This is a genomic window from Rhodococcus sp. P4_C10, assembly GCF_056402135.1.
Map to the genome: position 1 here is coordinate 1 of NZ_JBFUHZ010000031.1, position 25,273 is coordinate 25,273.

Sequence of the window (25,273 nt, forward strand, 5' to 3'; positions counted from 1 at the left end):
GGCCGGGACCCCGACGCGGCGCTGTGGCCGGCCCGCGCCCGCGCCGTCCGGGCGCTGCGCGAGGTGGGACTGCGGTCGCTGCTGCGGCTCGAGCCGGAGGCGACCGCCGGGTTCTTCGAGGCGTTCTTCGCCCTGGACCCCGGCCGCCAGCACGCCTACCTGTCCGGACGCGACGACCCGCTGGCGGTGGCCGGCGCCATGTGGGCGCTGTTCCGGCGGGCGCCGCGGCCGGTCCGGCGGACCCTGGTCCGGTCGGTGCGGAAGGACTGAGATGCGACGGGACTGAGCGTCGCGGGACCCTCGGCTGCCGGCCCACACCACACCGCGCGGACTCCGACGACTTCTTCCCTCGACCGTCCGAAGGTGTGATGCTGGAGCCTGCCCACTCCACCGAAGAGGGGATCACCCCATGGCCACCAAGGCGTTGCTGGTCCGACTAGAGGCCAGGCCCGGCAAGGAAGGCTCGGTCGAGGAGTTCCTGCTGTCGGCCCTGCCGCTCGTCGAGCAGGAGCCCGGCACGAAACCCTGGTTCGCCGTCCGGTTCGGGCCGTCGTCGTTCGGCATCATCGACGCATTCCCGGACGAGTCCGCCCGCGAGGCGCATCTGGAAGGGCCGGTCGCGCAGGCGCTCGGCGCTCGCGCCGACGAACTCTTCGCCACGACACCGGAGGTCAGCTACCTCGACGTCCTCGCCGAAAAACTCTGAGCCCGAGCCGCCACCGCCGTCATCGACACCAGGGTGCGTTTCAGCTCTTGCCGCGGATCTCCCCCAGCGCATCGGTGAGTGCCTCCGGGACGCCCTGGAGTGCCCACAGCACCAGGCCCACCGCGGCCAGGGTGAGCACCGGGCCGAGCACCGCACGCTCGAAGGTGCCACCCGCCCGGATGGAGAGCATCGACGGCAGCCGCAGTTCCCACCAGCGCCGGCCGCGCCACGGCACGAACGGCGCCAGGAACGGCACGCCCTCCTTCGTGATGGCGTCGCCGAGGCAGTGCACCGCGCAGCCGAGGCCCACCGCGACGCCGAGCGCCCGGGACCCGACCTCGTCGGGGTACCAGTTCCAGACCAGCATCGACAGTCCCGCCGCGACCGCGGTGACCGCCAGCCAGCCGTACTTCGCCGCCCAGCCGCCGGCGAGCCCGCGCAGGGCCAGCCCGAGGGTGACGAACAGGGTCCCGACGATCGCCGGCTGGCCGAACTTGACGACCAGGGCCGAGACACCGAAGGCCAGGCTGATCGCGAACAGCGCTGTGTGCGTGAGCGTTCGGTGCCCGCCCCGGCGCTTGGGGTCCTTGCGACCGCGGGTGAGCCGGTAGAACCACAGCGAGGCCTCGTCGATGCCCCCGGCGAGCGCCTTGCTGGCGGGGCCGAACGACCGGGCCACCGTCGACTGGTTGGTGTCGAGGTCCGGCAGCAGTGCGGCCCCCGCGCACACCCCCGCGAACGTGAACGCCTCGGCCGTGGACGTCGGGCCACCCCAGTCGGGCGGCAGCACCTGCGCGACGGCAAGGCCGAGGACGGCACCGGAGACTGCATGGGTAGCACCCATCACCATAGAAGCGAAGGCCTTTCGGGGAAGTCGACCAGCGGACCACGCCCGGGGCGGGCCGCGCGGAGAGGACCCCAACCTAGCAACCCGCACCGACACCACCGCACGCACATGCGTTCGGATGCGGTCGAACGACGGTTTGCGCCAAGCACGTTCGCGGCGTCAGGCCCGTTCGTCCGAGTCCAGCACCGAGACAAGCCTGTTCATCACCTCGAGTGTCTGCCGCAGCTCCTCCTCCGTGAAGTGCGCCGAGACGCGGTTGGTGAATACGTGCTGCGCCGCGGTCATCTCCCGGATCGCCGCCCAGCCCGTCTCGCTGGGCCGGACGAGCTTGGCGCGCTGGTGCGCGGGGTTGGGCAGGTACTCCGCCAGCCCCTCCTCGACGAGCACGTCGGCGGTGCGCTGGACGCTCTGCCGCGTGATCCCCATCGCCCGGGCGATCCCGGACACCGTGAGTGGGTCGCGGAGCACCGCCCCGAGCACCTGCCACCGGGTGGGCGTCAGGCCCGCGGGCCGCGCGATGTGCTCCGACGCCCGCAGGAATGCCCCGTTGAGCGCGAACGTCCGCATGATGATGTCGGTGAGCGCGTCGCCGGCGGGCGTGCGCGCCGGCGCGGTGCTCACTCCCCCACCGCCGCCATGAGCGCGCCGAACCACTGCGGGTCGCCGGTGGCGTAGAGCTGGTACCAGGCCTCGAGGACGTCGGGCTCGTAGACGTCGAGCACCCTGAACACCTCGCGCGCGAACTCGAGCGGGCTTGCCCCACCGGCCGTGACCAGGCCGCGGTCGAGGACCGCGCGGTCGGGCCGGAAGCGGCCCTGCCCGGCGTAGCCGGTGGCCATCGCGAGCTGCTCGGGCGCGTTTCCGGTGTGGTCGCGGTCGTCGAGCAGGCCGGCGCCGGCCAGGCCCACCGTCGCGCCGCAGATCGCGGCGACGGCGCCGCCGGCCGCCAGCCTCGCGGTCGCGGCGTCCGCGAATCCCGGATGGCCGCCCTCGAGCCAGGAGTCGGCGCCGGGGAGCACCAGCAGCGCGGCCCCCTGGACGTCGGCCTGGTCGAGGGTGAGTTCGGGCGTGACCCGCAGGCCGCCCATGGTGGTCACCTCGCCCGCCGTGTCGGCGACGGTGCGGACGCGGAAGGTGCCCGGCGCGCGTTGGAAGGCCGGGTTGTTCAGGCCCGCGGTGACGTACCCGATCTCCCAGTCGGCGAGACCGTCGTACACAGCTACAAGAACCTCACGAGTTGTCATGACAACATGCTGTCATTTTGACAGGAACCTGTCAATAGGTCGGACGGGTCGCCGACGGCCGGAATGGACATCGCAAACCACCCCGGACGCACACTCGCCTGTGACTCGCGGCGATATGTTGCGGTGTTTTCGCGTCGCCTCTTGGCGTTCAGGGGGATTGGCCGTGACGGCTCGTCTCAATCCGACCATGCACAGGTTTGTGGGTCCTGTAAGACGATCGTCTTTGCGGACGAAATCCGGGGTGCGGACCCGTGGTGCGACCCGCTGCGCACTCGGGGCGCGGAGTCGGAGCGTGCGGTTCAAGACCACCATCTCAACCCTTGTGTGGGGTCTTCGTGAACGAAGGACTTGACCTTCATCGTCCGCCATAGCGCCGTGAGTTCCGGCTCAGCATATTGGTTGCGAGCATGGCCTCGCCGGTACGCCCGTCGGCTCCGTCAGTGCTGGAGTGTTCAGTCTCCTCAACTCGTCTGAACAAGCAGAGGCCGAGATGGACCGGTCAGACAACGAGTTCTGGCGGGCTCAGCGGCAGCAGGTTCACACCGAGTGTCTCGTCGCGGCCAATGCCCTACAGCTTTCGTCGAACAGGATCTCGCCGGCGCTCAATCCGGAACTACCGTTCAATGTCGAACAACGCGGGGCCGCCCTGTTGCAGGCTCTTCAACCTGTCGCCGACCAATCTTTCAACCTGAACTCGAAACTCTCGGCCGTACAACTGGTCGGGTCCCCGGATGGTTTGTTGTCAGCTTCCTACAAGAGCTTCAGTCGGCGGGTCGAGACGGTTCCGCCCGTCGTCCGCTTCTCCTATCCTTATTGGGTATCCATGTCCAGATGGCAGGCCGGGTGTTTGTCCGCGCAGACAAGTTTGGTGTTCACCGAGAGCCCGTACGTCTTCCTCATCACTGCGAACCCGTGGGCGCGGGTTGCGGTAGGTGTAACAGGCGGTGTTGGCGGGTCTCGTCGTATCGATACGAAGGGGACGACGATGAGTCAGCCAACCATGGACCCGACCTTCTATCGCAGCGCAGCCGAGGCGGCCGCCGCTCCGCCCGAGACACTGGCCTATGTGGTCGCGTTCGATCGCGCGGCGGCGAAGCCCGATGCGCTGAGCGTGATCGACGTGGATCCCGGCTCGGAAACATACGGCCGGGTGGTGGGCTGGACCGAGGTACCCCACCGGGGCGGCGAGCTGCACCACTTCGGCTGGAACGCCTGTAGCAGCGCACTGAAACACGAGGGTCACCACATGGAAGGGTTGGCCCGCCGGTACCTGATCGTGCCGGGTCTGCGCTCGTCCCACCTGTATGTGTTCGACACCCAGCCCGACCCACGTCAACCCACCCTGGTCAAGACCGTGGACAGCGCCGTGCTCGCAGCCCAGGCCGGATACTCCCGACCACACACGTTGCACTGCGGGCCAGACGGCGTCTTCATGACCTGCCTCGGCGGCGTGAATGGATCGGACGGGCCGGGCGGGATCGCACTGCTCGATCACGACACGTTCGACGTGCTCCGGCAATGGGAGACCGACCGGGGACCGCAATACCTCGCCTACGACGCGTGGTGGCATCTCAACCAGAACACGCTGATCAGCAGCGAGTGGGGCACGCCTTCGATGATCGAGGACGGGCTGGTGCCGGAGCTGTTGCTGGCGAACAAGTACGGCCACGCCATCCACTTCTGGGACCTCGCCACCGGCCGGCACCGGCAGCGGGTGGATCTCGGCGAGCAGTACCAGATGCCGCTCGAGCTGCGCCCGTCGCATGACCCGGATGCCACCTGGGGGTTCGTTGGTGTAGTGGTCTCGACCGAGGATCTGTCGGCCTCGGTGTGGCGTTGGCACCGTGACGGCGGCAGCTGGGCGGTGGACAAGGTGATCACCGTCCCGGCCGAGCCGGCCGATCCGGACCTGCTGCCGCCGGCGCTGAAACCGTTCGGTGCGGTGCCACCGCTGGTCACCGACATCGACCTGTCCGTCGACGACCAGTTCCTCTACGTCTCGTGCTGGGGCATCGGGGAGCTCAAGCAGTTCGACGTGCACGACCCTGCCAACCCGACGGAGACCGGGTCCATCCGGCTCGGCGGGATCGTCGGCCGCAACGCGCATCCGGCGGCACCGAACCGGCCGCTGTCCGGCGGCCCACAGATGGTCGAGATCAGCCGTGACGGTCGGCGGGTCTACCTCACCAACTCCCTCTACGGCGCCTGGGACGACCAGTTCTACCCGGACGGCGTCGGGGCCTGGATGGCTGCGATCCACACCGATCCTCGCGGAGGAATGACCGTCGACGAGACCTTCTTCCCCCACGACGAGGACTTCCGGGGTCTGCGGGTACACCAGGTTCGCCTCCAGGGCGGCGACGCGTCCTCCGATTCGTACTGCTACCGATAGCAGTCGGCGTTGGCCTGCGGCCCGCGCCGCGAGCCCCGGAGCTCGACTCCCCTTGCACGGCGGATCGGGGAGATCCGTCGAGTCATCCCCCTCTGGAACGCCAAGGAACCACGCGAGAACACCGCCACGTGACGCCGCGAGTCACACACTCGCCCGCCCCGAAATGGCCACTCCCCCAGGATCAGTCGAGGTCGCCGCCGCGCGCCCATCCCACACTGCGGACCAAACTGGCATCAGCGATGCAAGATGGTGTACAACGGTACGGCCGACACAGTTTGTGATCCCGCTCACAACAGACTGTGACGGCGTGACACACTCAGGACCGACAATCTCTCGCCCGAACAGGAAGGTCACAATGCCTACATCCGTGACAGCGCCGGCCTCCGGCCGAACGACAACGTCCGGCACGGCGATCAGCACCGCGGAGATCAAGTTTCGGATCGCGGCCATGTTCGACCGCGAGGACACCGGACCCGAGGCACGGAGCGGGACCCGGCCGGCGCAGTGAGCGCCGCGGCCGGGACCTGGCAGCGCGCGTGAGGAGCGGTTTTCACGGTCAACTCGCCGATCTGACGGTCATGCTCGGCGAGCTCGCCGGACTCGCGGGCCGGTCGATGGCCGACGCCACCACGGCACTGCTCGAGGTGGCACCGATCGCAGCCGACCAGACCATCGCCCTCGGCGCACAGGTCCGGGCGCTCCGCCGCGGTTGCGAGGACCGGGCGCATTCCATGCTCGCGCTGCACGCGCCCGCGGCGGCCAACCGTCGAATGCTCGTGTCCGCCATCCGGATCAGCGGCGACCTGGCCGGAATGGGCGGGCTGGCCGGACAGGTGGCCGACGCCGGCCGCCGACGGTTCCCCGACCGCGTCCCTCCCGAAACGGGCAGCCACTTCGCCGAGATGGGGGCGCTCTCGAGCGCCATGGCCGACCGGGTTCGCCACGCCCTGACCGAACCCGACCTGTCGCTGCTCACCCGGACCCGCGGTGACAACGACAGGATGGACGAACTGCGCGCGCAGTCGACCGGGGCGGTCACCGGCGAGTCCTGGCAGGGCGCCACCGGCACGGTGGACCTCGCACTGCTCGCCGGCCTCTACCAGCGGTTCGCGCAGCACACCGTCGACGTCGCCGAACGGATCGTCTTCCTCGCCACCGGAGCCCGGCCGATCACGGTCGACTGACAGCGGACGGACCGGCAGGTGGAAGTGGCGGTATCGGCGTCCGGCACGGGGCCGGACACCGATACCTGTTCACGTCAGTCCGAAGCCGTGTCGGCGGCCCGACCGAGGTGGCGGGCGAAGAACCGAGCCGAGCTGTCGCGCTCGTACTCGGGCACCGGGTAGTGCCTGCCCGAGTAGGCGTGCAATGTCTTCTCCTTCGAAGCGAAGGCCTCGAACAACGCGACCCCGGATGCGCGGTCGATTTCATCGTCGTCCCACGGAATCCGGTACTCGACCGGGACGGTGAGCTTTCCTGCCGCCTCGATCAGAGCGTCGTTCACGAAAACCCCACCGAAGCTCACGGCAGCGATCCGGGATTCGACCGCCGTCAACATCAGCCCGGTCACGACACCCAACGACACGCCGCCGTAGCCGATCGGCGCTTCGGCGCCGATCTCGGGCAGCGCCTGCAGGGCGTCCAGGGTCGCCTGCCATTCCAGCACCGCACGCTCCGCCAGCGACCAGTTGTAGTCGATGACGATCGGGGCGATCGGCTCGCGCGCCGCCCGGGCCTGATGGATCGCCTCGGCCCACCGTTGATCCTGAGGGTTTCGCGGCCGGTCACCATGACCGGGCGCGTCGATGGCGGCGACGGTGAACCCATAGGTGGCCACGCCGTGGAGTGCACTGGCTACCAGCCCCGGCGCCTTCTTGTGCATGCCGCCGGAGTGCCCCGACAGCAGCAGCGGTGCTCCGACGGTTCCGGATGTGGGCGACCAGAGCACGCCGGTGATCTCGTCCAGGGTGAAATTACGTTCGACGACACCGTTCGACGATGTCTCAGAGGTGAAATGCATGGTGTTGCCTTTCGGGATTGCCTTGTTGGCGAGGCGCTCCCGGCGACACCTACGTCAATCGCCGAACCGTGGACACGAGTGGGAGCACCCATATGGTTGTTGCGTTCATGGGTCTCACCTCCTCGCGTGATGTCACGGTCTCGCCCACACTATCAAGCTCCCGAATCTCGTCCAACCCATTTACTGCCCACCGACTCGACCGGCTGTCGACACAGCTCACCTGCCACCGACCGCGCGGTTCAAGGAGGGCCGAATGCGGCGTCACCACTGCTCCGCGACCTCGTCGGGGCTCTTGTCCGGCCGCAGCCCACGCCACACCGGGTGCCGCAACCGGCCGTCCTCGGTCAGCTCCGAGTACCGCACCTCCGCAACGAGCTCCGGTCGGACCCAGCGCGCGGTCCGCGCGTCGGCCGCGGGCACGGACTCCCCGAACGGCGACGCCGGCGCGGCCAGCTCGCCGAACGCCTCCGTCAGCCGCGCCAGCGCCGCGCCGGTGAGCCCGCTGCCCACCCTTCCGAGGTAGCGCAGCGCGCCGGTGCCGTCGGGCACGCCCAGCAGCAGCGAGCCGATGCCGCCGGACCGGCCGCCCTCCCCCGGCTGCCAGCCGCCGATCACCACCTCCCGCTCGTGAACGTGCTTGAGCTTGAGCCACGACGACGACCGCCCGGAGCGGTAGGTGGAGTCCCAGCGCTTGGCCACCACGCCCTCCATCCGCTGCTCCCGGCTGCTCGCCAGCGCCTCGCCGAGGTCCGGCGGCGCCAGCGGCGGCACCCGCCACCGGTCGCCGCCGGCGAGGCGGATCGCGTCGAGGACGGTGCGCCGGTCCCGGTAGGTCTTGGCCCGCAACGAGGTGCCGTCGAGCTGCAGCACGTCGAAGACCAGCAGCACCACCGCGTCCCGCTGCGCGGCGGCGCGCACCTCCCCCGGCTTCGTCAGACCCATCCGCCGCTGCAGGTGTCCGAAGCTCGGCGCGCCGTCGTCGCCGAACGCCACGATCTCCCCGTCCAGCATCCCCGAATGCCCGTGCAGCCCTTCGGGTACGGCGAGCAGTTCGGGGTAGCCGGGCGTCAGGTCCACCCCGTTGCGGCTGACCAGTCGCACGGTCGACTCGCCCGACCGGGTGTCGTGGTCGAATTCGACCAGCGCCCGGATGCCGTCGAGCTTGAACTCGAACGCCCACTGGTCCGGGTCCGCGCGGGGCCCGAACTCCTCCGGTGTGGTGGCCGACGCCAGCATCGGCGTCACGTCCGCCGCGGAACCCCGGCGCCGCGCGGGCGCGTCGGGCGCGCTCGGCTGCGGCACCGTCGCGTCGGCCTCGCCCGCCTCGACGCGCTCGAGCAGCTCCCGGAAGTCCAGCTGACGCAGCCCGGCCCGCGTCAACTCGTCCCAGGTCCGGGGCGCGGCCACCGTCGGCAACGCCGTCCCGCGCAGCGAGTACGGCGACACCGTCGTCTTGGATGCCGAGTTCTGGCTCCAGTCGACGAACACCTTGCCCGCCCGTTCGGCCCGGGTCATGGTGGCGGTCACCGATTTCGGCGTCTCCCGCTCCAACTCGACGGCGATCTGCTTGGCGACCTCCACGCAGCGCGTCGCCGGCCAGCCGCGCCCCAGCCCGGCGTACAGGTGAATTCCCTTGCTGCCGCTGGTCACCGGCAGGGCGTCCAGCCCCCGGGCGCCGAGGCGTTCGCGCACCCGCAGTGCCACCTCGGCGCACTCGTCGAGGCCCACACCGGGTCCCGGGTCCAGGTCGATCACCAACCGGTCCGGGTCCCGCGGCTGCCCGGCCGCGTCGAAGCGCCACTGCGGGACGTGGAACTCGAGCGCCCCGGACTGGGCGAAGTAGACCAGCGACGCCAGTTCGTCGACAACCGGGTAGGTGATCGTCTTCGACGAGTGCCGCATCACCGTCCGCGGCACCCACGACGGCGTCGCGCTGTCGACGTTCTTCTGGAAGAACGGGGTCGCCGAGGTGCCGTCGGGCCAGCGTTTGCGGGTCACCGGCCGGCCGGCGAGCAGCGGCAGCATGAGCGGTCCGACCGTGGTGAAGTACTGCAGCACCTCCGCCTTGGTGGTCCCGGCCTCCGGGTAGAGCACCTTGTCCAGGTTGGTCAGGGACACGCGTCGGCCCTCGACCACCACCTCGACGTCGTGCTCCATCTACCGCCGCCCTGGTCCGTTCGCCTGGCCTGATCCCACAGTGTGGACCATCATGGTTCCATGCGGTCAATTTGGAAAGGCTCCATCGCGTTCGGTCTGGTGAACGTCCCGGTGAAGGTCTACACCGCGACCGAGGACCACGACATCAGGTTTCACCAGGTCCACGGCAAGGACGGCGGCCGGATCAAGTACAACCGCGTCTGCTCCGAGTGCGGCCAGGTGATCCAGTTCGCCGACATCGACAAGGCGTACACATCCGAGGACGGCGCCCAGGTGATCCTCACCGACGACGACTTCGACAAGCTGCCCGCCGCGGAGAAGCACGAGATCCCGGTGCTGCAGTTCGTGCCGTCCGAGCAGATCGACCCGATCCTGTTCGAGAAGAGCTACTTCCTCGAACCGGACTCGGCCTCGCCGAAGGCCTACGTGCTGCTGGCGTCGACGCTCGAGGAGAGCGACCGCACCGCCCTGGTGCACTTCACCCTGCGCCAGCGCACCCGGTTGGCCGCGCTGCGGGTGCGCGACGGGGTGCTGCTGATCCAGACGCTGCTGTGGCCTGACGAGGTGCGGGAGGCGGAGTTCGGGTCGCTCGAGGACGCGTCGGAGCCGTCCGGCAAGGAGCTGACGATGGCGAAGTCGCTGGTGGAGTCGATGTCGGAGGACTTCGCCCCGGAGACCTACACCGACGACTACCAGATCCAGCTGCAGAAGATGCTCGACGAGGCGATCGCAAACGGGGGCCAGAAGGTCACGCACCCGGCGGCGGCCTCGCACGAGGCGGACGCCGAGGTGGTGGACCTGGTCGCGGCCCTGCAGCGCAGCGTGGACGCGGCGAAGTCGGGCAAGCCCGGCGGGTCGGACACGAAGTCCCAGAAGGCGAGCAAGCGGGCTCCGGCCCGCAAGACCGGCTGACCCTACGAACAAGCGCCGGAACCGACTACCCGGTTCCGGCGCTTGCGTCGGTAAGTCTGAAGGTCAGACGGTGAAGCCCAGCGCGCGCAGCTGCTCGCGGCCGTCCTCGGTGATCTTGTCCGGGCCCCACGGCGGCAGCCACACCCAGTTGAGCTTGAGGTCCTCGACGAGGCCGCTCTTGACCAGTGCGCCGCGGGCCTGCTCCTCGATGACGTCGGTCAGCGGGCAGGCCGCCGAGGTCAGCGTCATGTCGACCGTCGCCACGTTGTCGTCGTCGACCGAGATGCCGTAGACCAGGCCGAGGTCCACGACGTTGATGCCCAGTTCGGGGTCGACGACATCGCGCATGGCCTCCTCGAGGTCGTCGAGGAACAGCTGCTGCTCGGGGGTCGGCGGGGTCAGCTCCTCCGCGGCCGGCGTCTCGGAGGCCTGCGCCTCGGAAGCCTGGGTTTCGGTCATGATGCGTGTCCTCCGGTCTGAGCCGGCACCGCGGTACCGGCAAAATTTTCGCTGCTGTCGACAATCTGAACCACGGCGTCCTTGAACGCCATCCAACCGAGCAACGCGCACTTCACCCGGGCCGGGTACTTCGAGACGCCCGCGAACGCGATGCCGTCGCCGAGCACGTCCTCGTCGCCCTCGATCGCACCGCGGCTGGTGATCATCTCGCCGAACGCGTCGACGGTGGTCAGCGCGTCGCCGACCGCCATGCCCACCACCTGGTCGGTGAGCACCGAGGTCGAGGCCTGGCTGATCGAGCAGCCCTGACCGTCGTACGACACGTCGGCCACCCGGCCGTCGTCGGTCAGTGCCACCCGCAGGGTGATCTCGTCACCACAGGTCGGGTTGACGTGGTGCACCTCGGCGCCGAACGGCTCACGCAGTCCGCGCCCGTGCGGGTGCTTGTAGTGGTCCAGGATCACTTCCTGGTACATCTGTTCCATCCGCATGACTAGGACGCCCCGTCGATCGGTGTGGTCTCCGGCTCGTCGACGACGGGCTGCGCCGCCACACTGACACCGAAGAACTCCTGCGCACGCCGGATGCCCGCGGCCAGTGCGTACACCTCGTCGGCGGTGTTGTAGACCGCAAACGACGCGCGGGCGGTGGCGGCGATCCCGAGCCGGCGGTGCAGCGGCCACGCGCAGTGGTGGCCGACGCGGATCGCGATGCCCTCGTCGTCGAGGATCTGCCCGAGGTCGTGGGCATGGATCCCGTCGACCAGGAACGACACCGCGCCGCCCCGGTCCTCGCCCGTCGCCGGCCCGACGATCCGGACACCGTCGATCGCCGACAGCTGCTCGAGCGCCAGCACCGTGAGCTCGTGCTCGTGCGCCGCGACCGCGTCCATGCCCAGCTCGTTCAGGTAGTGCACGGCCGCGCCGAGCGCCACCACCTGCGAGGTCATCGGCACGCCGGCCTCGAACCGCTGCGGCGGCGCCGCGTACGTGGTCGCCTCCATGGTCACCGTCTCGATCATCGACCCGCCGGTGATGAACGGCGGCATGTCGGCGAGTACCGCCCGCTTGCCGTAGAGCACGCCGACGCCGGACGGCCCGAGCATCTTGTGCCCGGAGAACGCCGCGAAGTCGACGTCGAGCGCGTGGAAGTCGACCGGCATGTGCGGCACCGACTGGCACGCGTCGAGCACCACCAGTGCGCCGACGGCCCGCGCCCGCCGCACCAGCTCCGCCACCGGCGCCACCGCCCCGGTCACGTTCGACTGGTGGGTGAACGCGACGACCTTCACCTTGTCGGTCAGCTCGAGCGAGTCCAGGTCGATGCGGCCGTCGTCGGTCACCCCGTACCAGCGCAGGGTGGCACCGGTACGCCGGGCCAGCTCCTGCCACGGCACCAGGTTCGCGTGGTGCTCGAGCTCGGTGATCACGATCTCGTCGCCCGGCCCGACGTGCCGATCGAAGCGCTCGTCGCCGAAGACATAGGTGACCAGGTTCAGGGCCTCGGTCGCGTTCTTGGTGAACGCGAGCTCGTCGGCATACGCCCCCACGAACGCCGCGATGGCGGTCCGGGCGTCCTCGTAGGCGTCGGTCGCCTCCTCGGCCAGCTGGTGCGCGCCCCGGTGGACCGCCGCGTTGCAGGTGGTGAGGAACTCACGCTCGGCGTCGAGCACCTGGACCGGCCGCTGCGAGGTCGCGCCGGAATCCAGGTACACCAACGGTTTCCCGTCCCGCACCGTGCGGGCCAGGATCGGGAAGTCGGCCCGGATCCTGGTGATGTCGAGTTGCCCCACCGTCGCGGTCATGGTCGTTACGCTCCCGCTGCTGCCTGGGTGAACCGCACGTAGCCGTTCTCCTCGAGCTCGTCGGCGAGCTCGGCGCCGCCGGACTCGACGATCTGGCCACCCACGAAGACGTGCACGAACTCGGGGGTGATGTAGCGCAGGATGCGGGTGTAGTGCGTGATCAGCAGCACGCCGCCGTGCTCGCGCTCCTTGTAGCGGTTGACGCCCTCGGAGACGACGCGCAGCGCGTCGACGTCGAGGCCCGAGTCGGTCTCGTCGAGGATCGCGATCTTCGGCTTGAGCAGGCCCAGCTGCAGGATCTCGTGACGCTTCTTCTCGCCGCCGGAGAAGCCCTCGTTGACGCTGCGCTCGCTGAACGACGGGTCGATCTCGAGCTCGGTCAGCGCGCCCTTGACCTCCTTGACCCAGTGCCGCAGCTTCGGGGCCTCGCCGCGGACCGCGGTGGCGGCGCTGCGCAGGAAGTTCGACATCGAGACGCCGGGCACCTCGACGGGGTACTGCATGGCCAGGAACAGGCCGGCGCGGGCCCGCTCGTCGACGCTCATCGAGAGGACGTCCTCGCCGTCGAGCGTGATCGAACCCGAGGTCACCACGTACTTGGGGTGGCCGGCGATCGCGTACGAGAGGGTGGACTTGCCGGAGCCGTTGGGGCCCATGATGGCGTGCGTCTCACCCGAGCGGATCGTGAGGTTCACGCCCTTGAGGATGTTGATCGGCTCGGCGTTCTCGTCGGTGGTGGCGACGTTGACGTGCAGGTCCTTGATTTCCAGAACCGAGGTTCCGGTGGTGGCCGCTTCGACGTTGGTCGTTTCAGTCATTGAATAAAGTCCTTTGAGAAGTGTGGTGGCGGCGGTCTCAGACGCCGACCGCGGCGAGCTCGACCTCGATGGCGGCTTCGAGGCGCTCGCGCACCTCGGGGACGGCGATGCGGTCGATGATCTCGTGGAAGAAGCCACGGACCACCAGGCGCCGGGCCTGGTCCTCCGGGATACCCCGCGACCGCAGGTAGAACAGCTGCTCGTCGTCGAAACGTCCGGTGGCACTGGCGTGTCCGGCGCCGACGATCTCGCCGGTCTCGATCTCCAGGTTCGGCACCGAGTCGGCGCGGGCGCCGTCGGTGAGCACCAGGTTCCGGTTCAGCTCGAAGGTGTCGGTGCCCTCGGCCGACGCGCGGATCAGCACGTCGCCGACCCACACGGTGTGCGCGTCCGGCTTGCCGGAGTGCGGGTCGCCCTGCAGCGCGCCCTTGTAGACGACGTTCGACTTGCAGTGCGGCGCCGAGTGGTCCACCAGCAGCCGCTGCTCGAAGAACTGGCCGGCGTCGGCGAAGTACAGGCCGAGCAGTTCGGCGTCGCCGCCGGGACCGTCGTACTTGACGGTCGGGGTGAGCCGGACCAGGTCGCCGCCGAGGGACACCGAGGTGTACCGCAGCACCGAGTCCCGGCCGAGGCGGGAGTGGTGCGCCGCCACGTGCACGGTGTCGTCCGCCCAGTCCTGCACCGCGACCACGGTCAGCTTGGCGCTGTCGCCGACGATGAACTCGACGTTCTCCGCGTAGGTGCCGCTGCCGCGCTGGTCCAGCACGACGGTGGCCTTCGAGAACGCCTCGAGCCGCACCTGGATGTGGCCGAATGCCACCTTGTCCACGCCCGGGCCGGTCACCACGATGTTGACCGCGTCGGCGACCTCGTGCTCCTTGCCGACGGTCACGACGGTCGCCGACTCGAAGCCCGAGTAGGCCTGCGCCGCGACGCGGTCGGCGGGCACACCGGCCTGGCCGAGCCGCGCGTCGTCGCGTCCGACGGTCTCGACGGTGACGCCGTCGCCCGCCTGGACCTCGACGGTCGCGGCGCCGGAGCGGACCGCGGTGCCGTCGTGCAGGCCGCGCAGCCGGCGCAGCGGCGTGAAGCGCCACACCTCGTCGCGTCCGGCCGGGACCTCGAAGGCGTTGACGTCGTAGGACGTGAACACCTCGCCCTTGTTGGTGGCGGGCACGATGTTCTCACCGGCGACGGCGGCCTTGACCCCGGTCGTCGCCTCGTTTGCGTTGGCCACTAACCCACGGCCCCTTCCATCTGCAGTTCGATCAGGCGGTTGAGCTCGAGGGCGTATTCCATCGGCAGCTCCTTGGCGATGGGCTCGACGAACCCGCGCACCACCATGGCCATCGCCTCGTCCTCGGTGAGGCCGCGGCTCATCAGGTAGAACATCTGGTCTTCGCTGACCTTCGAGACGGTCGCCTCGTGACCCATCGACACGTCGTCCTCGCGGATGTCCACGTAGGGGTAGGTGTCGGAGCGGCTGATCTGGTCGACCAGCAGGGCGTCGCACTTGACGGTCGACTTCGACCCGTGCGCACCCTTGTTGACCTGGACCAGGCCGCGGTAGGACGCGCGTCCGCCGCCGCGGGCCACCGACTTGCTGACGATCGTCGAGGAAGTGTGCGGCGCCAGGTGCAGCATCTTCGCGCCGGTGTCCTGGTGCTGGCCCTCGCCCGCGAAGGCGACCGAGAGGACCTCGCCGCGGGCGTGCTCGCCCATCATCCACACGGCCGGGTACTTCATGGTGACCTTCGAGCCGATGTTGCCGTCGACCCACTCCATCGAGCCGCCGGCGTCCACCTTGGTGCGCTTGGTCACCAGGTTGTAGACGTTGTTCGACCAGTTCTGGATGGTCGTGTAGCGGCAGTGGCCGCCCTTCTTGACGATGATCTCGACGACCGCGGAGTGCAGCGAGTCGGACTTGTAGATCGGCGCGGTGCAGCCCTCGACGTAGTGCACCGAGGCGCCCTCGTCGACGATGATCAGGGTCCGCTCGAACTGGCCCATGTTCTCGGTGTTGATCCGGAAGTAGGCCTGCAGCGGGATGTCGACGTGCACGCCCGGCGGCACGTAGATGAAGGAGCCGCCCGACCACACCGCGGTGTTGAGCGCGGAGAACTTGTTGTCGCCCGCGGGGATCACGGAGCCGAAGTACTCCTTGAACAGCTCCGGGTGCTGCTTGAGCCCGGTGTCCGTGTCGAGGAAAATCACGCCCTGCTGCTCGAGATCCTCACGGATCGAGTGGTAGACGACCTCGGACTCGTACTGCGCGGCGACACCGGCGACCAGGCGCTGCTTCTCCGCCTCGGGGATGCCGAGCCGGTCGTACGTGTTCTTGATGTCCTCGGGCAGGTCCTCCCAGGACTCCGCCTGCTTCTCGCTGGACCGCACGAAGTACTTGATGTTGTCGAAGTGGATGCCCTCGAGGTTGGAACCCCAGTGCGGCATCGGCTTCTTGTCGAACGTCTTGAGCGCCTTGAGCCGGATGTCGAGCATCCACTCGGGCTCGCTCTTCTTCGCGGAGATGTCCCGCACGACGGCCTCGGACAACCCGCGCTGCGCGCTGGCACCGGCGACGTCGGAGTCCGACCAGCCGTAGCCGTAATGGCCCAGCGAGGCGATCGTCTCGTCCTGCGTGAGCGGCGCCTCGGGTGCCACCTGGTCTGGTGTGACGGTCATGCGAGCTCCTTCCGGAGTCTTGGTACGTACCGGTACGGGCTGGGTACCGGCGGAGGTGAGGTTTCGGGGGTCGAACTGGTCGAGATCAACGTCGGTGGGGTCATGTCGCTTCCTGGTGCAGCGCGGCCGGAGGCACCAGCGGCACGTGTGTGGTGCAGGCGCAGTCCCCGTTCGCGATGGTCGCGAGCCGTTGCACGTGGGTGCCGAGCAGCTCGGCGAACGCCTGCGTCTCCGCCTCGCACAGTTCGGGGAACTCGGACGCGACGTGCGAGACCGGGCAGTGGTGCTGGCAGATCTGCACGCCGTTGCCCACCGGCCTGGTGGTGGCCGCGAACCCGGCCGAGGTGAACGCGTCCGCGATGGCGTCCGCGGTCTGCTCGACCTCCTCGGCGCTGTCGTGCGCTGCCGGGTCGATGTCGGCGACGATGGTCTGCACGCGGCGACGGGCGAACTCCACGATCGCGGCCTCGCCGCCGACCTCCCGGAGCTGACGCATCGCGGCGCCGGCCAGGTCGTCGTACGAGTGCCCCAGCCGGGACCGGCCCGCGGCCGTGAGCTGGAACTGCTTCGCCGGGCGTCCGCGTCCCTTGTGCTGCCAGCTCGCCGCCCGGGCCGAACGCGCCTCACCGGTCTCGATCAGTGCCTCGAGGTGCCGACGCACCCCGGCCGCACTCAGACCCAGTTCCGCGCCGATCTCCGTCGCGGTGATCGGGCCCCGCTGCAACAGCAGTTGCACCACCGCGGCGCGGGTGTGACCCTCGTGGGCACCGGCCGTGGGGTTCAGCGTCGCCGCGCGCGGCGCGGCAGCGGACGTGACGGCACCGGGCGATGCGGGAACAGGTACATGACCTGCGCCTTCGCCACGAGAGACCTGAGCCGCTGCCGATTTCACAACACCAGTGTGACGGAATTGCCGGGCACGGTCCACCAAGGGTGCCCTGCATTACACCGCCGCGCCTGATTCCGCACGCCAAATGCACCGCTAGGCTGCCCCCGTGCCACAGACCGACGACGCACCGGACTCCGGTGCCACCAGCAACGGCGGCCTCGTCGCGCGCCCGGACGGCCCGAGCCGGGCCCACCGCGCCGTGGCACTGGCACGACGGGCGGTGGGCCTGGACGGCCCGAGTGACCGATTTGTCGTCTCTCACCTGCACGGCGACGAGTCCGAGGCCCCGGGGCTCGACGCCCGCGAGACCGCCCAGCTGACGGGCGTCCGGCGCTTCGGCGCGACGGGCGCCCTGCTCATGGCGCTCGGCGCGCTCGGCGCGGGCGCCCAACCGGTCCTGCAGAACCCCGTCCAGGGCCTGCGCATCCTCGGCCTGCCCGCCCGGATGCCCAGCGTCGCCCTCACCATCACCATCACCGGCAGCGTCATGGTGGTGCTGGCCTGGCTGCTGCTCGGCCGTTTCGCCGTCGGCCGCTTCCGCGGCGGCGCCGTCCCGCGTCGGCTGACCCGCTCCCAACTCGACCGGACGCTGCTGATGTGGGTGATTCCCCTCACAGTCGCGCCGCCGATGTTCAGCAAGGACGTCTACTCCTACCTCGCGCAGAGCGAGATCGCCGCCCGCGGCCTCGACCCGTACGCGATCGGACCGGCACAGGCCCTGGGCGTCGACCACGTCCTGACCCGCACGGTGCCCAACATCTGGCGAGACACCCCCGCCCCGTACGGCCCGCTGTTCCTGTGGATCGGCAAGGGCATCACCTGGCTGACCGGCGAGAACATCGTCGCCGGCATCTTCCTGCACCGGCTCCTGGCACTGGCGGGCGTGGCGCTGATCGTGTGGGCGCTGCCCCGGCTGGCCCGCCGCTGCGGGGTCGCCAGCGTGACCGCGCTCTGGCTCGGCGCCGCCAACCCGCTGCTGCTGTTCCACCTGGTCGCGGGCATCCACAACGAGGCCCTGATGCTCGGGCTGATGCTCGCGGGCATGGAGATCGCGCTTCGGGCGGTCGAGTCCGCCGACCCGATCCGCGGCCGCAACCTGACGTATCTGCTGGCGGGGACCGCACTCATCGGGGTGTCCGCGACGGTGAAGATCCCGTCGCTGCTGGCCCTCGGCTTCGTCGGCATGGCCCTGGCGCGCCGCTGGGGGGCCACGGCCCGCGCGGTCCTGGCGTCGGCCGCGCTGCTCCTCGCGGTCACCGTGGCGGTCATCCTCGCCGTGAGCCTGGCCAGCGGACTCGGCTTCGGCTGGCTCTCCCTGGACACCCTCGGCACCGCCAACGAGGTGCGGAGCTGGATGTCGCTGCCCACGCTGCTCGGCCTCGGGACCGGCCTGGCCGGGGTGCTGCTCGGCCTCGGCGACCACACCACCGCCGTGCTGAGCCTGACCCGCCCGATCGCCTCCCTGGCGGCGGCGTTCGTCGCGCTGCGGATGCTGGTCGCGGTACTCGTCGGCCGACTGCATCCGGTCGGCGCACTCGGCGTGTCCCTCGGTGTGCTGGTGCTGCTGTTCCCGGTCGTGCAGCCCTGGTACCTGCTGTGGGCGGTGATCCCGCTGGCCGCGTGGGCGACCCGTCCCGGGTTCCGCATCCCGGCCATCGCGTTCTCGTCGGTGGTCAGCCTGATGGTGATGCCCAACGGCGGCGAGTACCAGCCGTTCATCATCGTGCAGGCCGCCGTGTCCACCATTCTCGCGGTCGGCCTGCTCATCTTCCTCACCCGCCATCGCCTGCCCTGGCGGGTCCGGGACGGGGCACCGGCCGAGGACGGTTCGGCTGCCGCCTACGCTGGGACCCCGTGAGCTCTCCCGCGTCCGGCACGGCGCAACCCGTTCTCTGCCTCGACGGCGTGGTGAAGTCCTTCGGCGACGTGACCGCCGTCGACGGCCTGTCGCTGTCCCTGGACCGCGGCCAGGTGCTGGCCCTGCTCGGCCCGAACGGGGCGGGCAAGACCACCACCGTCGAGATGTGCGAGGGCTTCACCGCCCCCGACCGCGGCACCGTCCGCGTGTTCGGCCTCGACCCGGTCGCCGACTCCGGCCAGGTCCGGGCCCGGATCGGCGTCATGCTGCAGGGCGGCGGCGCGTACCCGGGGTCGAAGGCCGGCGAGATGCTCCGACTGGTCGCCTCCTACTCCGCCGATCCGCTCGACCCGGACTGGCTGCTGCGCACCCTCGGGCTGACCGACGCCGCGCGCACCCCCTACCGGCGGCTCTCCGGCGGCCAGCAGCAGCGGCTCGCGCTGGCGTGCGCGCTGGTCAGTCGCCCCGAACTGGTGTTCCTGGACGAGCCGACCGCGGGCCTCGACGCGCAGGCGCGGCTGATGGTGTGGGAACTGATCGACGCGCTGCGCCGCGACGGCGTCGCGGTCCTGCTCACGACGCACCTGATGGACGAGGCCGAGGCGCTGGCAGACCGGCTGGTGATCGTCGACCACGGCCGGATCGTCGCGGAGGGCACCCCCAGCGAACTGACCCGGCACGGCGCCGACGGGCACCTGCGCTTCACCGCGCCCGAACGGCTGGACCTCGGCGGACTGCACGCCGCGCTGCCCGCCGGCTACACCCCCCGCGAGGTCTCCCCCGGCTCCTACGTCGTCGAGGGCACCATCGAGCCGGCCACCCTGGTCGCCGTCACCACCTGGTGCGCGGAGATGGACGTCCTCGCCACCGAACTGCAGGTCGACCAGCGCCGTCTCGAGGACGTCTTCCTCGACCTCACCGGTCGGGAAGTGCGCGGATGACGACGACAAGCACGAGGGGACGAGCATGACCCGATCGGAACGCCTCGCGGACAACCGCTTCGAGGTCGGCACCTTCACCCCGGACCCGCGGCCCAGCGCACCGCTGTCGATGCTCGCCGCGCAGACCCGCCTCGAACTGACGCTGCTGCTGCGCAACGGCGAGCAGCTCCTGCTCACCATGTTCATCCCGGTCACGTTGCTGATCGGCCTCTGCCTGCTGCCCCTCGGCGACCTCGGCGACCCGCGGGTGAACACCGTCGTCCCGGCCGTGATGATGGTCGCGATCATGTCGACCGCCTTCACCGGGCAGGCCATCGCGGTCGGCTTCGACCGACGCTACGGCGCCCTGAAACGGCTCGGCGCCACCCCGCTCCCCCGCTGGGGCATCATCGCCGGCAAGAGCGCCGCGGTGGTGATCGTGGTCGCGTTGCAGTCGATCTTGTTGGGCGCCATCGGGTTTGCTCTCGGCTGGCGGCCGGACGCGACCGGACTGATGCTCGGCGCGGTTGTCATCGCGCTCGGCACCGCGACCTTCGCCGCGCTCGGACTGCTGCTCGGCGGAACGCTGCGAGCGGAGATCGTGCTGGCGCTGGCCAACGTGCTGTGGTTCGTCATGGCCGGCATCGGCAGCGTGGTGTTCGCGGGCGACTCGATCCCCGGCGCACTGCACACCGCGGCCCGGATCGTCCCGTCCGGCGCGCTCGCGGAGGCACTCGACCACGCGCTCGCCGGCTCGGTCGACGTCTTCGCCGTCGTGGTGCTGGCGCTGTGGGGTTCGATTGCCGCGTGGCTCGCGACCAGGCTGTTCAAGTTCACCTGACGTCACGGGGTGAAACGAATCACATTTTCGCCCCGAACAGGCATCATGCACAGCGTGCCGAAAACTTCGCTGCGGACCGCATCCGCCTTCGCCGCCCTCTCGTTTTCCCTCGTTCTCGGGTCGGGCACCGCCTTGGCTCAACCGTGGGGTCCGCTCGCACCGCCGAACCCGTTCCTGGGTCCTGACGGCACCTCGACCATGCACGGCGACGCCGGTTCGTCGGACGTCACACCCCTGGCCGGCCCCGGCACGGAGGTCTCCGCCACCGCACAGTCCCTGCTCGCCGCCTGCCCGACGCTGCTGCAGGGCTCGGACGGCCTGGTCGTCGCGTTGTGCACCCCGATCGTCAGCCGGATCCCGACCGTCCACCTGATCAACCCCGACGCGCCGGCCAGCCCCCTCGCCAAGCTCGAACTCGCCAAGGGCAGCCTGCTCGGCGGTGTCTACGCCTTCCTCGACAACGAGAACCGCCTGGTGGTGGTGGACGGGTCCCGCAAACTGCTGCGGATCGGTCACACCGGCAACAGCCTGGCCGTCGACTCGACGGTGGACCTGACCGGCGCGGTTCCCGACGGGGACGCGGTCACCGGCCTGGTGCCGGACTGGCAGGGCAACGTCTGGTTCGCCACCGGCGCCGGAGTGATCGGTTCGGTGGACGCGGCGGGCGTCGCCCGGACCGTGCGGGTGCCGGAGGGCGAACAGGTGCAGAACAGCATCTCCAGCTCCCCCGCCGGTGTCTCGGTCGCGACCACCCACGCGCTCTACCAGCTGAGCCTGGCCGCCGACGGCACCCCGAGGGTGGACTGGCGCCAGGGCTACGACCGCGGGTCCGCCCGCAAGCCCGGCCAGCTCAGCTGGGGCACCGGATCGACGCCCACGTTCTTCGGCCCGAACACCGGCTACGAGTACGTGACCATCGTCGACAGCGCCGACACCCGGGTGAACCTGCTCGTGCACCGCACCGACAACGGGCAGGAGGTCTGCAAGGTGCCGGTGCTCGGATCCGGTGGACCGGGCAGCGAGAACTCGCCGATCGGCGTCGGGAACTCCGTGTTCGTCGCGAGCACCTACGGCTACCCCTACCCGGCGGTGCCCGAGGGCGCCGGGCCCGCGGKCCCGGCCACCGCCCCCTTCACCGGCGGCATGACCCGCGTCGACGTGGACGCGGACGGCACCGGCTGCCACGAGGTGTGGGACAACACGGTGCGCAGCTCCGCGGTACCGCACCTCTCGACCGCCGACGGCCACCTGTACACGGTCCAGCGCAAGGGCACCGGGGGGCCGCTGGACGGGTACGAGTTCACGGTGATCGACCCGGCCACCGGCCAGGTGCTCTCCACCACCGGCATGCCCGGCACCACCGCGAACGACACCCTGCAGATGTCGGCGCTGATCACCGCGAAGGGCGACTACCTCCAGGGCACCGTGACCGGGATGGTCCGCGTGAGCGCCGGCGAAGGCGGGGGCAGCGGCAGCCTCGGCAGCCTGGGCGGCCTCGGGAGTTCCGCCAGCTGACAGCCCCAACGACAGGCTGTAGTTGATCGGCCACTACCATCGGGGACGTGCTGTATCGCGGGTTTGTGAGCCTGGTCAATCGTCTCCCGCTGCCCTCGCTGGCGGTGCAGAAGTGGATCGCGGTCGCCGTGATCCTCACCCAGGGCGGCATCGCCGTCACCGGCGCCGTCGTTCGCGTGACGGCGTCGGGCCTGGGCTGCACCACCTGGCCGCAGTGCCACCCCGGCAGCTTCGTGCCGACCGCGGCGTCGACCGCGCCGTGGTTCCACCAGGCCATCGAGTTCGGCAACCGGATGCTCACCTTCCTGGTGGTGGCGACGGCGGCCGCGATCGTGCTGGCGGTGACCCGCGCGGCCCGTCGCCGGGAGGTGCTGTTCTACGCGTGGCTGATGCCTCTGTCCACCGTCGCGCAGGCGGTGATCGGCGGGATCACGGTCCTCACCGGCCTGCTCTGGTGGACCGTGGCCGTGCACCTGCTGGTGTCGATGGCAATGGTGTGGCTGTCGGTGATCCTGTTCCACAAGATCGACCAGCCCGACGACGGCGTCGAGGTGTACCCACTGCCGAAGCAGCTGCGCTGGCTGACCGCGCTGTCCGGCGTCGCAATGGCCGGGACACTGGTCGCGGGCACCATGGTGACAGGCGCCGGGCCGCACGCCGGTGACAAGAATCCCGAGCGCACGGTGGAGCGGCTCGACCTGGACATCACCAACCTGGTGCACCTGCACGCCGAACTGCTGGTCGCATACCTGGCCCTGCTCGTCGGCCTCGGATTCGCGCTGTACGCGATCGCGGCCCGGCCCGCGATCACGCTGCGGTTGAAGGTGGTCGTGGCGCTGGTGGTGGCGCAGGCGGGCGTCGGCCTGGTCCAGTTCTGGACCCACGTGCCCGCCGTCCTGGTCACCGTGCACGTCGCGCTGGCCGGAGCGTGCGTGGCCGCCACCGCCTCCCTGTACGCCGCCGGCCGGGTCCGCGAACTCCAACCGACCGGCGTCGACGCGCCCGCCACCAGCGCGGCCTGACCGCACCCGACACACAGGCCCGCGCATACACAGAAGCCGGGTGGCCCCATCTCAGGGACCACCCGGCTTCGCTGTCTGTGCGGGCCGTCAGAGCCCGTTTCGCGCCTTCGGGAACCGGGTCTGGTTCGCGACCCAGCCGGCCATCTTGCGCCAGTGGCCCACGCGCGGGGTGACCACGCTGACGAGTTCACGCTCCCACTCGGAGACCGTCACCCCGGCCACCGCGGCGACCACCGCGTTGGCGGTCGCGACGTCCTCGACCACCTGGTCGCCGAGGATGCCGTCGGCACCGACGAGGGTGATCCGCACGCCGGCGTAGCCGACCGGCTGGATGACGGCAGTTGCCGAACCGCCGTGCTCTGCGACGAACTTCTGGACCGCGGCGACGGTGCGCTGCGGCACGGTGACAGTGGCGGCGGGCGCGCCCGAATCGTGGGTGTCGACACTCATGGGAGTGAGGATACGGGAGTGCAAAGATGGCGGCATGCGCGCAATCACAGTGAGCCGGTTCGGCGGTCCCGACGTCCTCGAGGTCACGGACGTACCCGACCCCACACCGGGTCCGAACGACCTGCTCGTCCGCACCGAGGCGATCGGCGTCAACTTCATCGACACCTACTTCCGAACCGGCGCCTACACCGTCGACCTGCCCTACGTGGCCGGTGCCGAGGGGTCCGGCGTGGTGACCCAGGTGGGCGCCGAGGTGCGCGACGTCCGCGTCGGCGACCGGGTGGCGTGGTCGTCGGCACCCGGGAGCTACGCGGAACTGGTCGTGGTGCCCGCGTCCGCCGCGGTGCCGGTGCCGGACGGCGTGCCCGCCCCGCAGGCGGCATCCGCGCTGCTGCAGGGCATGACGGCCCACTACCTGTTGCACTCGGTGTACCCGGCGCAGCCCGGCGACACGGTGCTGGTGCATGCCGGAGCGGGCGGCGTCGGGCTGATCCTCACCCAGCTCGCCGCGGCCCGCGGGGTCCGGGTGATCACCACGGTCTCCTCCGACGCCAAGGCCGAGTTGTCGCGGGCGGCGGGGGCCGCCGAGGTGCTGCGGTACGGCGACGACCTGGCCGAGCAGGTCCGCGGCCTCACCGGCGGAGAGGGCGTCGCCGCCGTCTACGACGGGGTCGGCGCGAGCACGTTCGAGGCGAGCCTGGCCTCGACGCGGATCCGCGGCACGGTGGCGCTGTTCGGCGCGGCCAGCGGCCCGGTGCCGCCGTTCGACCCGCAGCGGCTCAACGCGCTGGGCTCGTTGTTCCTGACGCGTCCGACGCTCGCGCACTACACCCGCGACCGCGCGGAACTGCTGTGGCGTTCCGGCGACGTGTTCGCCGCCATCGCCGACGGCAGCCTGCGGATCCGGGTCGGCGCGCAGTACCCGTTGGACCGGGCGGCCGACGCGCACCGCGACCTTCAGGGCCGTCAGACCACCGGGTCGGTCGTGCTCATCCCCTGAAGCAACATCCCCTGGGCACGACGACAACGCCGATCAGGTCAGGAAGGCCACGAGGGCTTCGGCAAGGGTGCGACGGGCGACATCGAGCTCTGAAGTGAAGCCGAGCTGGCGCTCGTTGCTCAGGCCCCGCACGGCGGCCGGGAGCAGGCACCGCACCTGGTACAGCTTGGTCGGGTCGAGGTCGAGGCCGTCCATCAGGTAGTCGAAGCCCTGAATCCAGTCGTGCTCGCGGGCGGCGAGGGCGCCGGCCGTCCTCGGGTACTCGGCCGCCAGGTCCGAGGGGCGCGGCGGCAGCCAGGTGCGCAGCGCGGTGAGTGCCCGTCCCTCGGTCGTGTCGAGGTAGGTCCACACGGAGTCGATGGCCCCCTCGACTCGCTCGCGCAGCGAACCGTTCCGGGCGGGCCACGGACCCGGGATCTCGACCCAGCTGCGGGCGTGGATCTCGGTGACGACGGCAACCCACAGGCCGTCCAGGTCACCGAACTGGTGCTGGACCGTGCCCCAGGTGACGCCGGCCTCCTTGGCGACGCGGTTCGCGGAGACCGGATCGCTGCCGCTGTCGGCCAGGCAGGCGATGGCCACGTCGAGCAGCCGAGCCCGGGTCTCGAGGCCACGCTTGTTCAGCCGGGTCCCGGCGGCCGACGTCGTGACCGGGGTCGGGACCGCCACGCGCCACTGCTCCAGGGCACGGGCGGCCTGAGGGAAGCGGCTCGTCATATGGGGCACAACCTACCGGA

General features: G+C 70.3%; 25 protein-coding genes and 1 pseudogene. 12 read left to right on the forward strand and 14 right to left on the reverse strand.

The window, feature by feature from the left end:
• Together AC1DWC_RS19060 and AC1DWC_RS19065 are read left to right on the forward strand one after the other, a co-directional pair.
• Positions 1-270 (forward strand): annotated as a pseudogene (locus AC1DWC_RS19060) (lycopene cyclase family protein); the annotation flags it as partial.
• 139 nt (positions 271-409) lie between these two features.
• Positions 410-706, forward strand: a complete 297-nt coding sequence (locus AC1DWC_RS19065) for a putative quinol monooxygenase (RefSeq protein ID WP_477910522.1) — start codon at positions 410-412, stop codon at positions 704-706.
• A 40-nt stretch (positions 707-746) separates the two neighbouring features.
• Here the strand turns inward: AC1DWC_RS19065 and AC1DWC_RS19070 are convergent, their stop codons facing one another.
• From AC1DWC_RS19070 to AC1DWC_RS19080, 3 genes are all read right to left on the reverse strand, one after another.
• A complete protein-coding gene (locus AC1DWC_RS19070) occupies positions 747-1,556 on the reverse strand; it encodes a metal-dependent hydrolase (protein WP_072847113.1) in 810 nt (269 codons plus the stop codon).
• Between the two features lie 156 nt (positions 1,557-1,712).
• On the reverse strand, positions 1,713-2,120 hold the full coding sequence (locus tag AC1DWC_RS19075) for a MarR family winged helix-turn-helix transcriptional regulator (protein WP_477910575.1): 408 nt from the start codon (positions 2,118-2,120) through the stop codon (positions 1,713-1,715).
• A gap of 50 nt (positions 2,121-2,170) precedes the next feature.
• The gene (locus AC1DWC_RS19080) at positions 2,171-2,797 is read right to left on the reverse strand and encodes a DJ-1/PfpI family protein (RefSeq protein WP_477910524.1); all 627 of its coding nucleotides are present in this window, start codon (positions 2,795-2,797) and stop codon (positions 2,171-2,173) included.
• Between the two features lie 985 nt (positions 2,798-3,782).
• On the opposite strand from AC1DWC_RS19080, the gene AC1DWC_RS19085 reads away from it, so the two are divergent.
• The 3 genes from AC1DWC_RS19085 (at position 3,783) to AC1DWC_RS19095 (ending at position 6,373) form a co-directional block, all read left to right on the forward strand.
• Positions 3,783-5,189, forward strand: coding sequence for a selenium-binding protein SBP56-related protein (locus AC1DWC_RS19085; RefSeq protein ID WP_477910577.1), 1,407 nt, complete (start codon positions 3,783-3,785; stop codon positions 5,187-5,189).
• A 355-nt stretch (positions 5,190-5,544) separates the two neighbouring features.
• A complete protein-coding gene (locus tag AC1DWC_RS19090; RefSeq protein WP_477910526.1) occupies positions 5,545-5,697 on the forward strand; it encodes a hypothetical protein in 153 nt (50 codons plus the stop codon).
• 28 nt (positions 5,698-5,725) lie between these two features.
• The gene (locus AC1DWC_RS19095) at positions 5,726-6,373 is read left to right on the forward strand and encodes a phosphate signaling complex PhoU family protein (protein ID WP_477910528.1); all 648 of its coding nucleotides are present in this window, start codon (positions 5,726-5,728) and stop codon (positions 6,371-6,373) included.
• 74 nt (positions 6,374-6,447) lie between these two features.
• On the opposite strand, the gene AC1DWC_RS19100 is transcribed toward AC1DWC_RS19095, so the two are convergent.
• Together AC1DWC_RS19100 and ligD are read right to left on the reverse strand one after the other, a co-directional pair.
• Positions 6,448-7,209 carry a dienelactone hydrolase family protein gene (locus tag AC1DWC_RS19100; protein WP_477910530.1) on the reverse strand — a complete coding sequence of 254 codons (762 nt, stop codon included), beginning with the start codon at positions 7,207-7,209 and terminating at the stop codon, positions 6,448-6,450.
• Between the two features lie 261 nt (positions 7,210-7,470).
• Positions 7,471-9,366 carry a non-homologous end-joining DNA ligase gene (gene ligD / locus AC1DWC_RS19105; protein WP_477910532.1) on the reverse strand — a complete coding sequence of 632 codons (1,896 nt, stop codon included), beginning with the start codon at positions 9,364-9,366 and terminating at the stop codon, positions 7,471-7,473.
• Between the two features lie 60 nt (positions 9,367-9,426).
• Here ligD and ku point away from each other — a divergent pair, with 60 nt between their 5' ends.
• The gene (ku, locus tag AC1DWC_RS19110; protein WP_477910534.1) at positions 9,427-10,278 is read left to right on the forward strand and encodes a non-homologous end joining protein Ku; all 852 of its coding nucleotides are present in this window, start codon (positions 9,427-9,429) and stop codon (positions 10,276-10,278) included.
• A gap of 63 nt (positions 10,279-10,341) precedes the next feature.
• On the opposite strand, the gene AC1DWC_RS19115 is transcribed toward ku, so the two are convergent.
• The 7 genes from AC1DWC_RS19115 to AC1DWC_RS19145 form a co-directional block, all read right to left on the reverse strand.
• Positions 10,342-10,737 (reverse strand): metal-sulfur cluster assembly factor, encoded by a 396-nt coding sequence (locus tag AC1DWC_RS19115; RefSeq protein ID WP_477837806.1) that lies wholly within the window; start codon positions 10,735-10,737, stop codon positions 10,342-10,344.
• Positions 10,734-11,228 (reverse strand): Fe-S cluster assembly sulfur transfer protein SufU, encoded by a 495-nt coding sequence (gene sufU / locus AC1DWC_RS19120; RefSeq protein ID WP_477837807.1) that lies wholly within the window; start codon positions 11,226-11,228, stop codon positions 10,734-10,736. The genes AC1DWC_RS19115 and sufU overlap by 4 nt, the downstream gene beginning before the upstream one ends.
• 2 nt (positions 11,229-11,230) lie before the next feature.
• Positions 11,231-12,541: a cysteine desulfurase gene (locus AC1DWC_RS19125; protein ID WP_477837808.1), complete on the reverse strand. Its 1,311-nt coding sequence runs from the start codon at positions 12,539-12,541 to the stop codon at positions 11,231-11,233.
• Positions 12,542-12,546: 5 nt separating this feature from the next.
• Complete coding sequence (sufC, locus tag AC1DWC_RS19130; protein WP_072847123.1) at positions 12,547-13,359, reverse strand: Fe-S cluster assembly ATPase SufC; 813 nt, start codon at positions 13,357-13,359, stop codon at positions 12,547-12,549.
• A gap of 37 nt (positions 13,360-13,396) precedes the next feature.
• Positions 13,397-14,596, reverse strand: a complete 1,200-nt coding sequence (gene sufD, locus AC1DWC_RS19135; RefSeq protein WP_477910536.1) for a Fe-S cluster assembly protein SufD — start codon at positions 14,594-14,596, stop codon at positions 13,397-13,399.
• Positions 14,596-16,041, reverse strand: a complete 1,446-nt coding sequence (gene sufB, locus AC1DWC_RS19140) for a Fe-S cluster assembly protein SufB (RefSeq protein WP_477910538.1) — start codon at positions 16,039-16,041, stop codon at positions 14,596-14,598. The genes sufD and sufB overlap by 1 nt, the downstream gene beginning before the upstream one ends.
• Before the next feature lie 100 nt (positions 16,042-16,141).
• Positions 16,142-16,933: a helix-turn-helix transcriptional regulator gene (locus tag AC1DWC_RS19145; protein WP_092776491.1), complete on the reverse strand. Its 792-nt coding sequence runs from the start codon at positions 16,931-16,933 to the stop codon at positions 16,142-16,144.
• 103 nt (positions 16,934-17,036) lie between these two features.
• On the opposite strand from AC1DWC_RS19145, the gene mptB reads away from it, so the two are divergent.
• Genes mptB through AC1DWC_RS19170 form a run of 5 tightly spaced genes read left to right on the forward strand, consistent with a single transcriptional unit; the run spans position 17,037 to position 23,086 of the window.
• A complete protein-coding gene (gene mptB, locus AC1DWC_RS19150) occupies positions 17,037-18,788 on the forward strand; it encodes a polyprenol phosphomannose-dependent alpha 1,6 mannosyltransferase MptB (RefSeq protein WP_477910540.1) in 1,752 nt (583 codons plus the stop codon).
• Positions 18,785-19,729, forward strand: coding sequence for an ABC transporter ATP-binding protein (locus tag AC1DWC_RS19155; RefSeq protein WP_477837812.1), 945 nt, complete (start codon positions 18,785-18,787; stop codon positions 19,727-19,729). The genes mptB and AC1DWC_RS19155 overlap by 4 nt, the downstream gene beginning before the upstream one ends.
• 25 nt (positions 19,730-19,754) lie before the next feature.
• Positions 19,755-20,549, forward strand: coding sequence for an ABC transporter permease (locus tag AC1DWC_RS19160; protein WP_477910541.1), 795 nt, complete (start codon positions 19,755-19,757; stop codon positions 20,547-20,549).
• 45 nt (positions 20,550-20,594) lie between these two features.
• Positions 20,595-22,064, forward strand: coding sequence for a hypothetical protein (locus AC1DWC_RS19165; protein ID WP_477910543.1), 1,470 nt, complete (start codon positions 20,595-20,597; stop codon positions 22,062-22,064).
• A gap of 47 nt (positions 22,065-22,111) precedes the next feature.
• Positions 22,112-23,086: a COX15/CtaA family protein gene (locus AC1DWC_RS19170; protein ID WP_477910545.1), complete on the forward strand. Its 975-nt coding sequence runs from the start codon at positions 22,112-22,114 to the stop codon at positions 23,084-23,086.
• Positions 23,087-23,173: 87 nt separating this feature from the next.
• On the opposite strand, the gene AC1DWC_RS19175 is transcribed toward AC1DWC_RS19170, so the two are convergent.
• Positions 23,174-23,536: a hypothetical protein gene (locus tag AC1DWC_RS19175; RefSeq protein ID WP_072847131.1), complete on the reverse strand. Its 363-nt coding sequence runs from the start codon at positions 23,534-23,536 to the stop codon at positions 23,174-23,176.
• A 34-nt stretch (positions 23,537-23,570) separates the two neighbouring features.
• Between AC1DWC_RS19175 and AC1DWC_RS19180 the strand changes: the two genes are divergently transcribed.
• Positions 23,571-24,536, forward strand: coding sequence for a quinone oxidoreductase family protein (locus AC1DWC_RS19180; RefSeq protein ID WP_477910548.1), 966 nt, complete (start codon positions 23,571-23,573; stop codon positions 24,534-24,536).
• A 33-nt stretch (positions 24,537-24,569) separates the two neighbouring features.
• Here AC1DWC_RS19180 and AC1DWC_RS19185 read toward each other — a convergent pair whose 3' ends face one another.
• Positions 24,570-25,253 (reverse strand): TetR/AcrR family transcriptional regulator, encoded by a 684-nt coding sequence (locus tag AC1DWC_RS19185; protein ID WP_477910551.1) that lies wholly within the window; start codon positions 25,251-25,253, stop codon positions 24,570-24,572.
• Between the last annotated feature and the right edge of the window lie 20 nt (positions 25,254-25,273).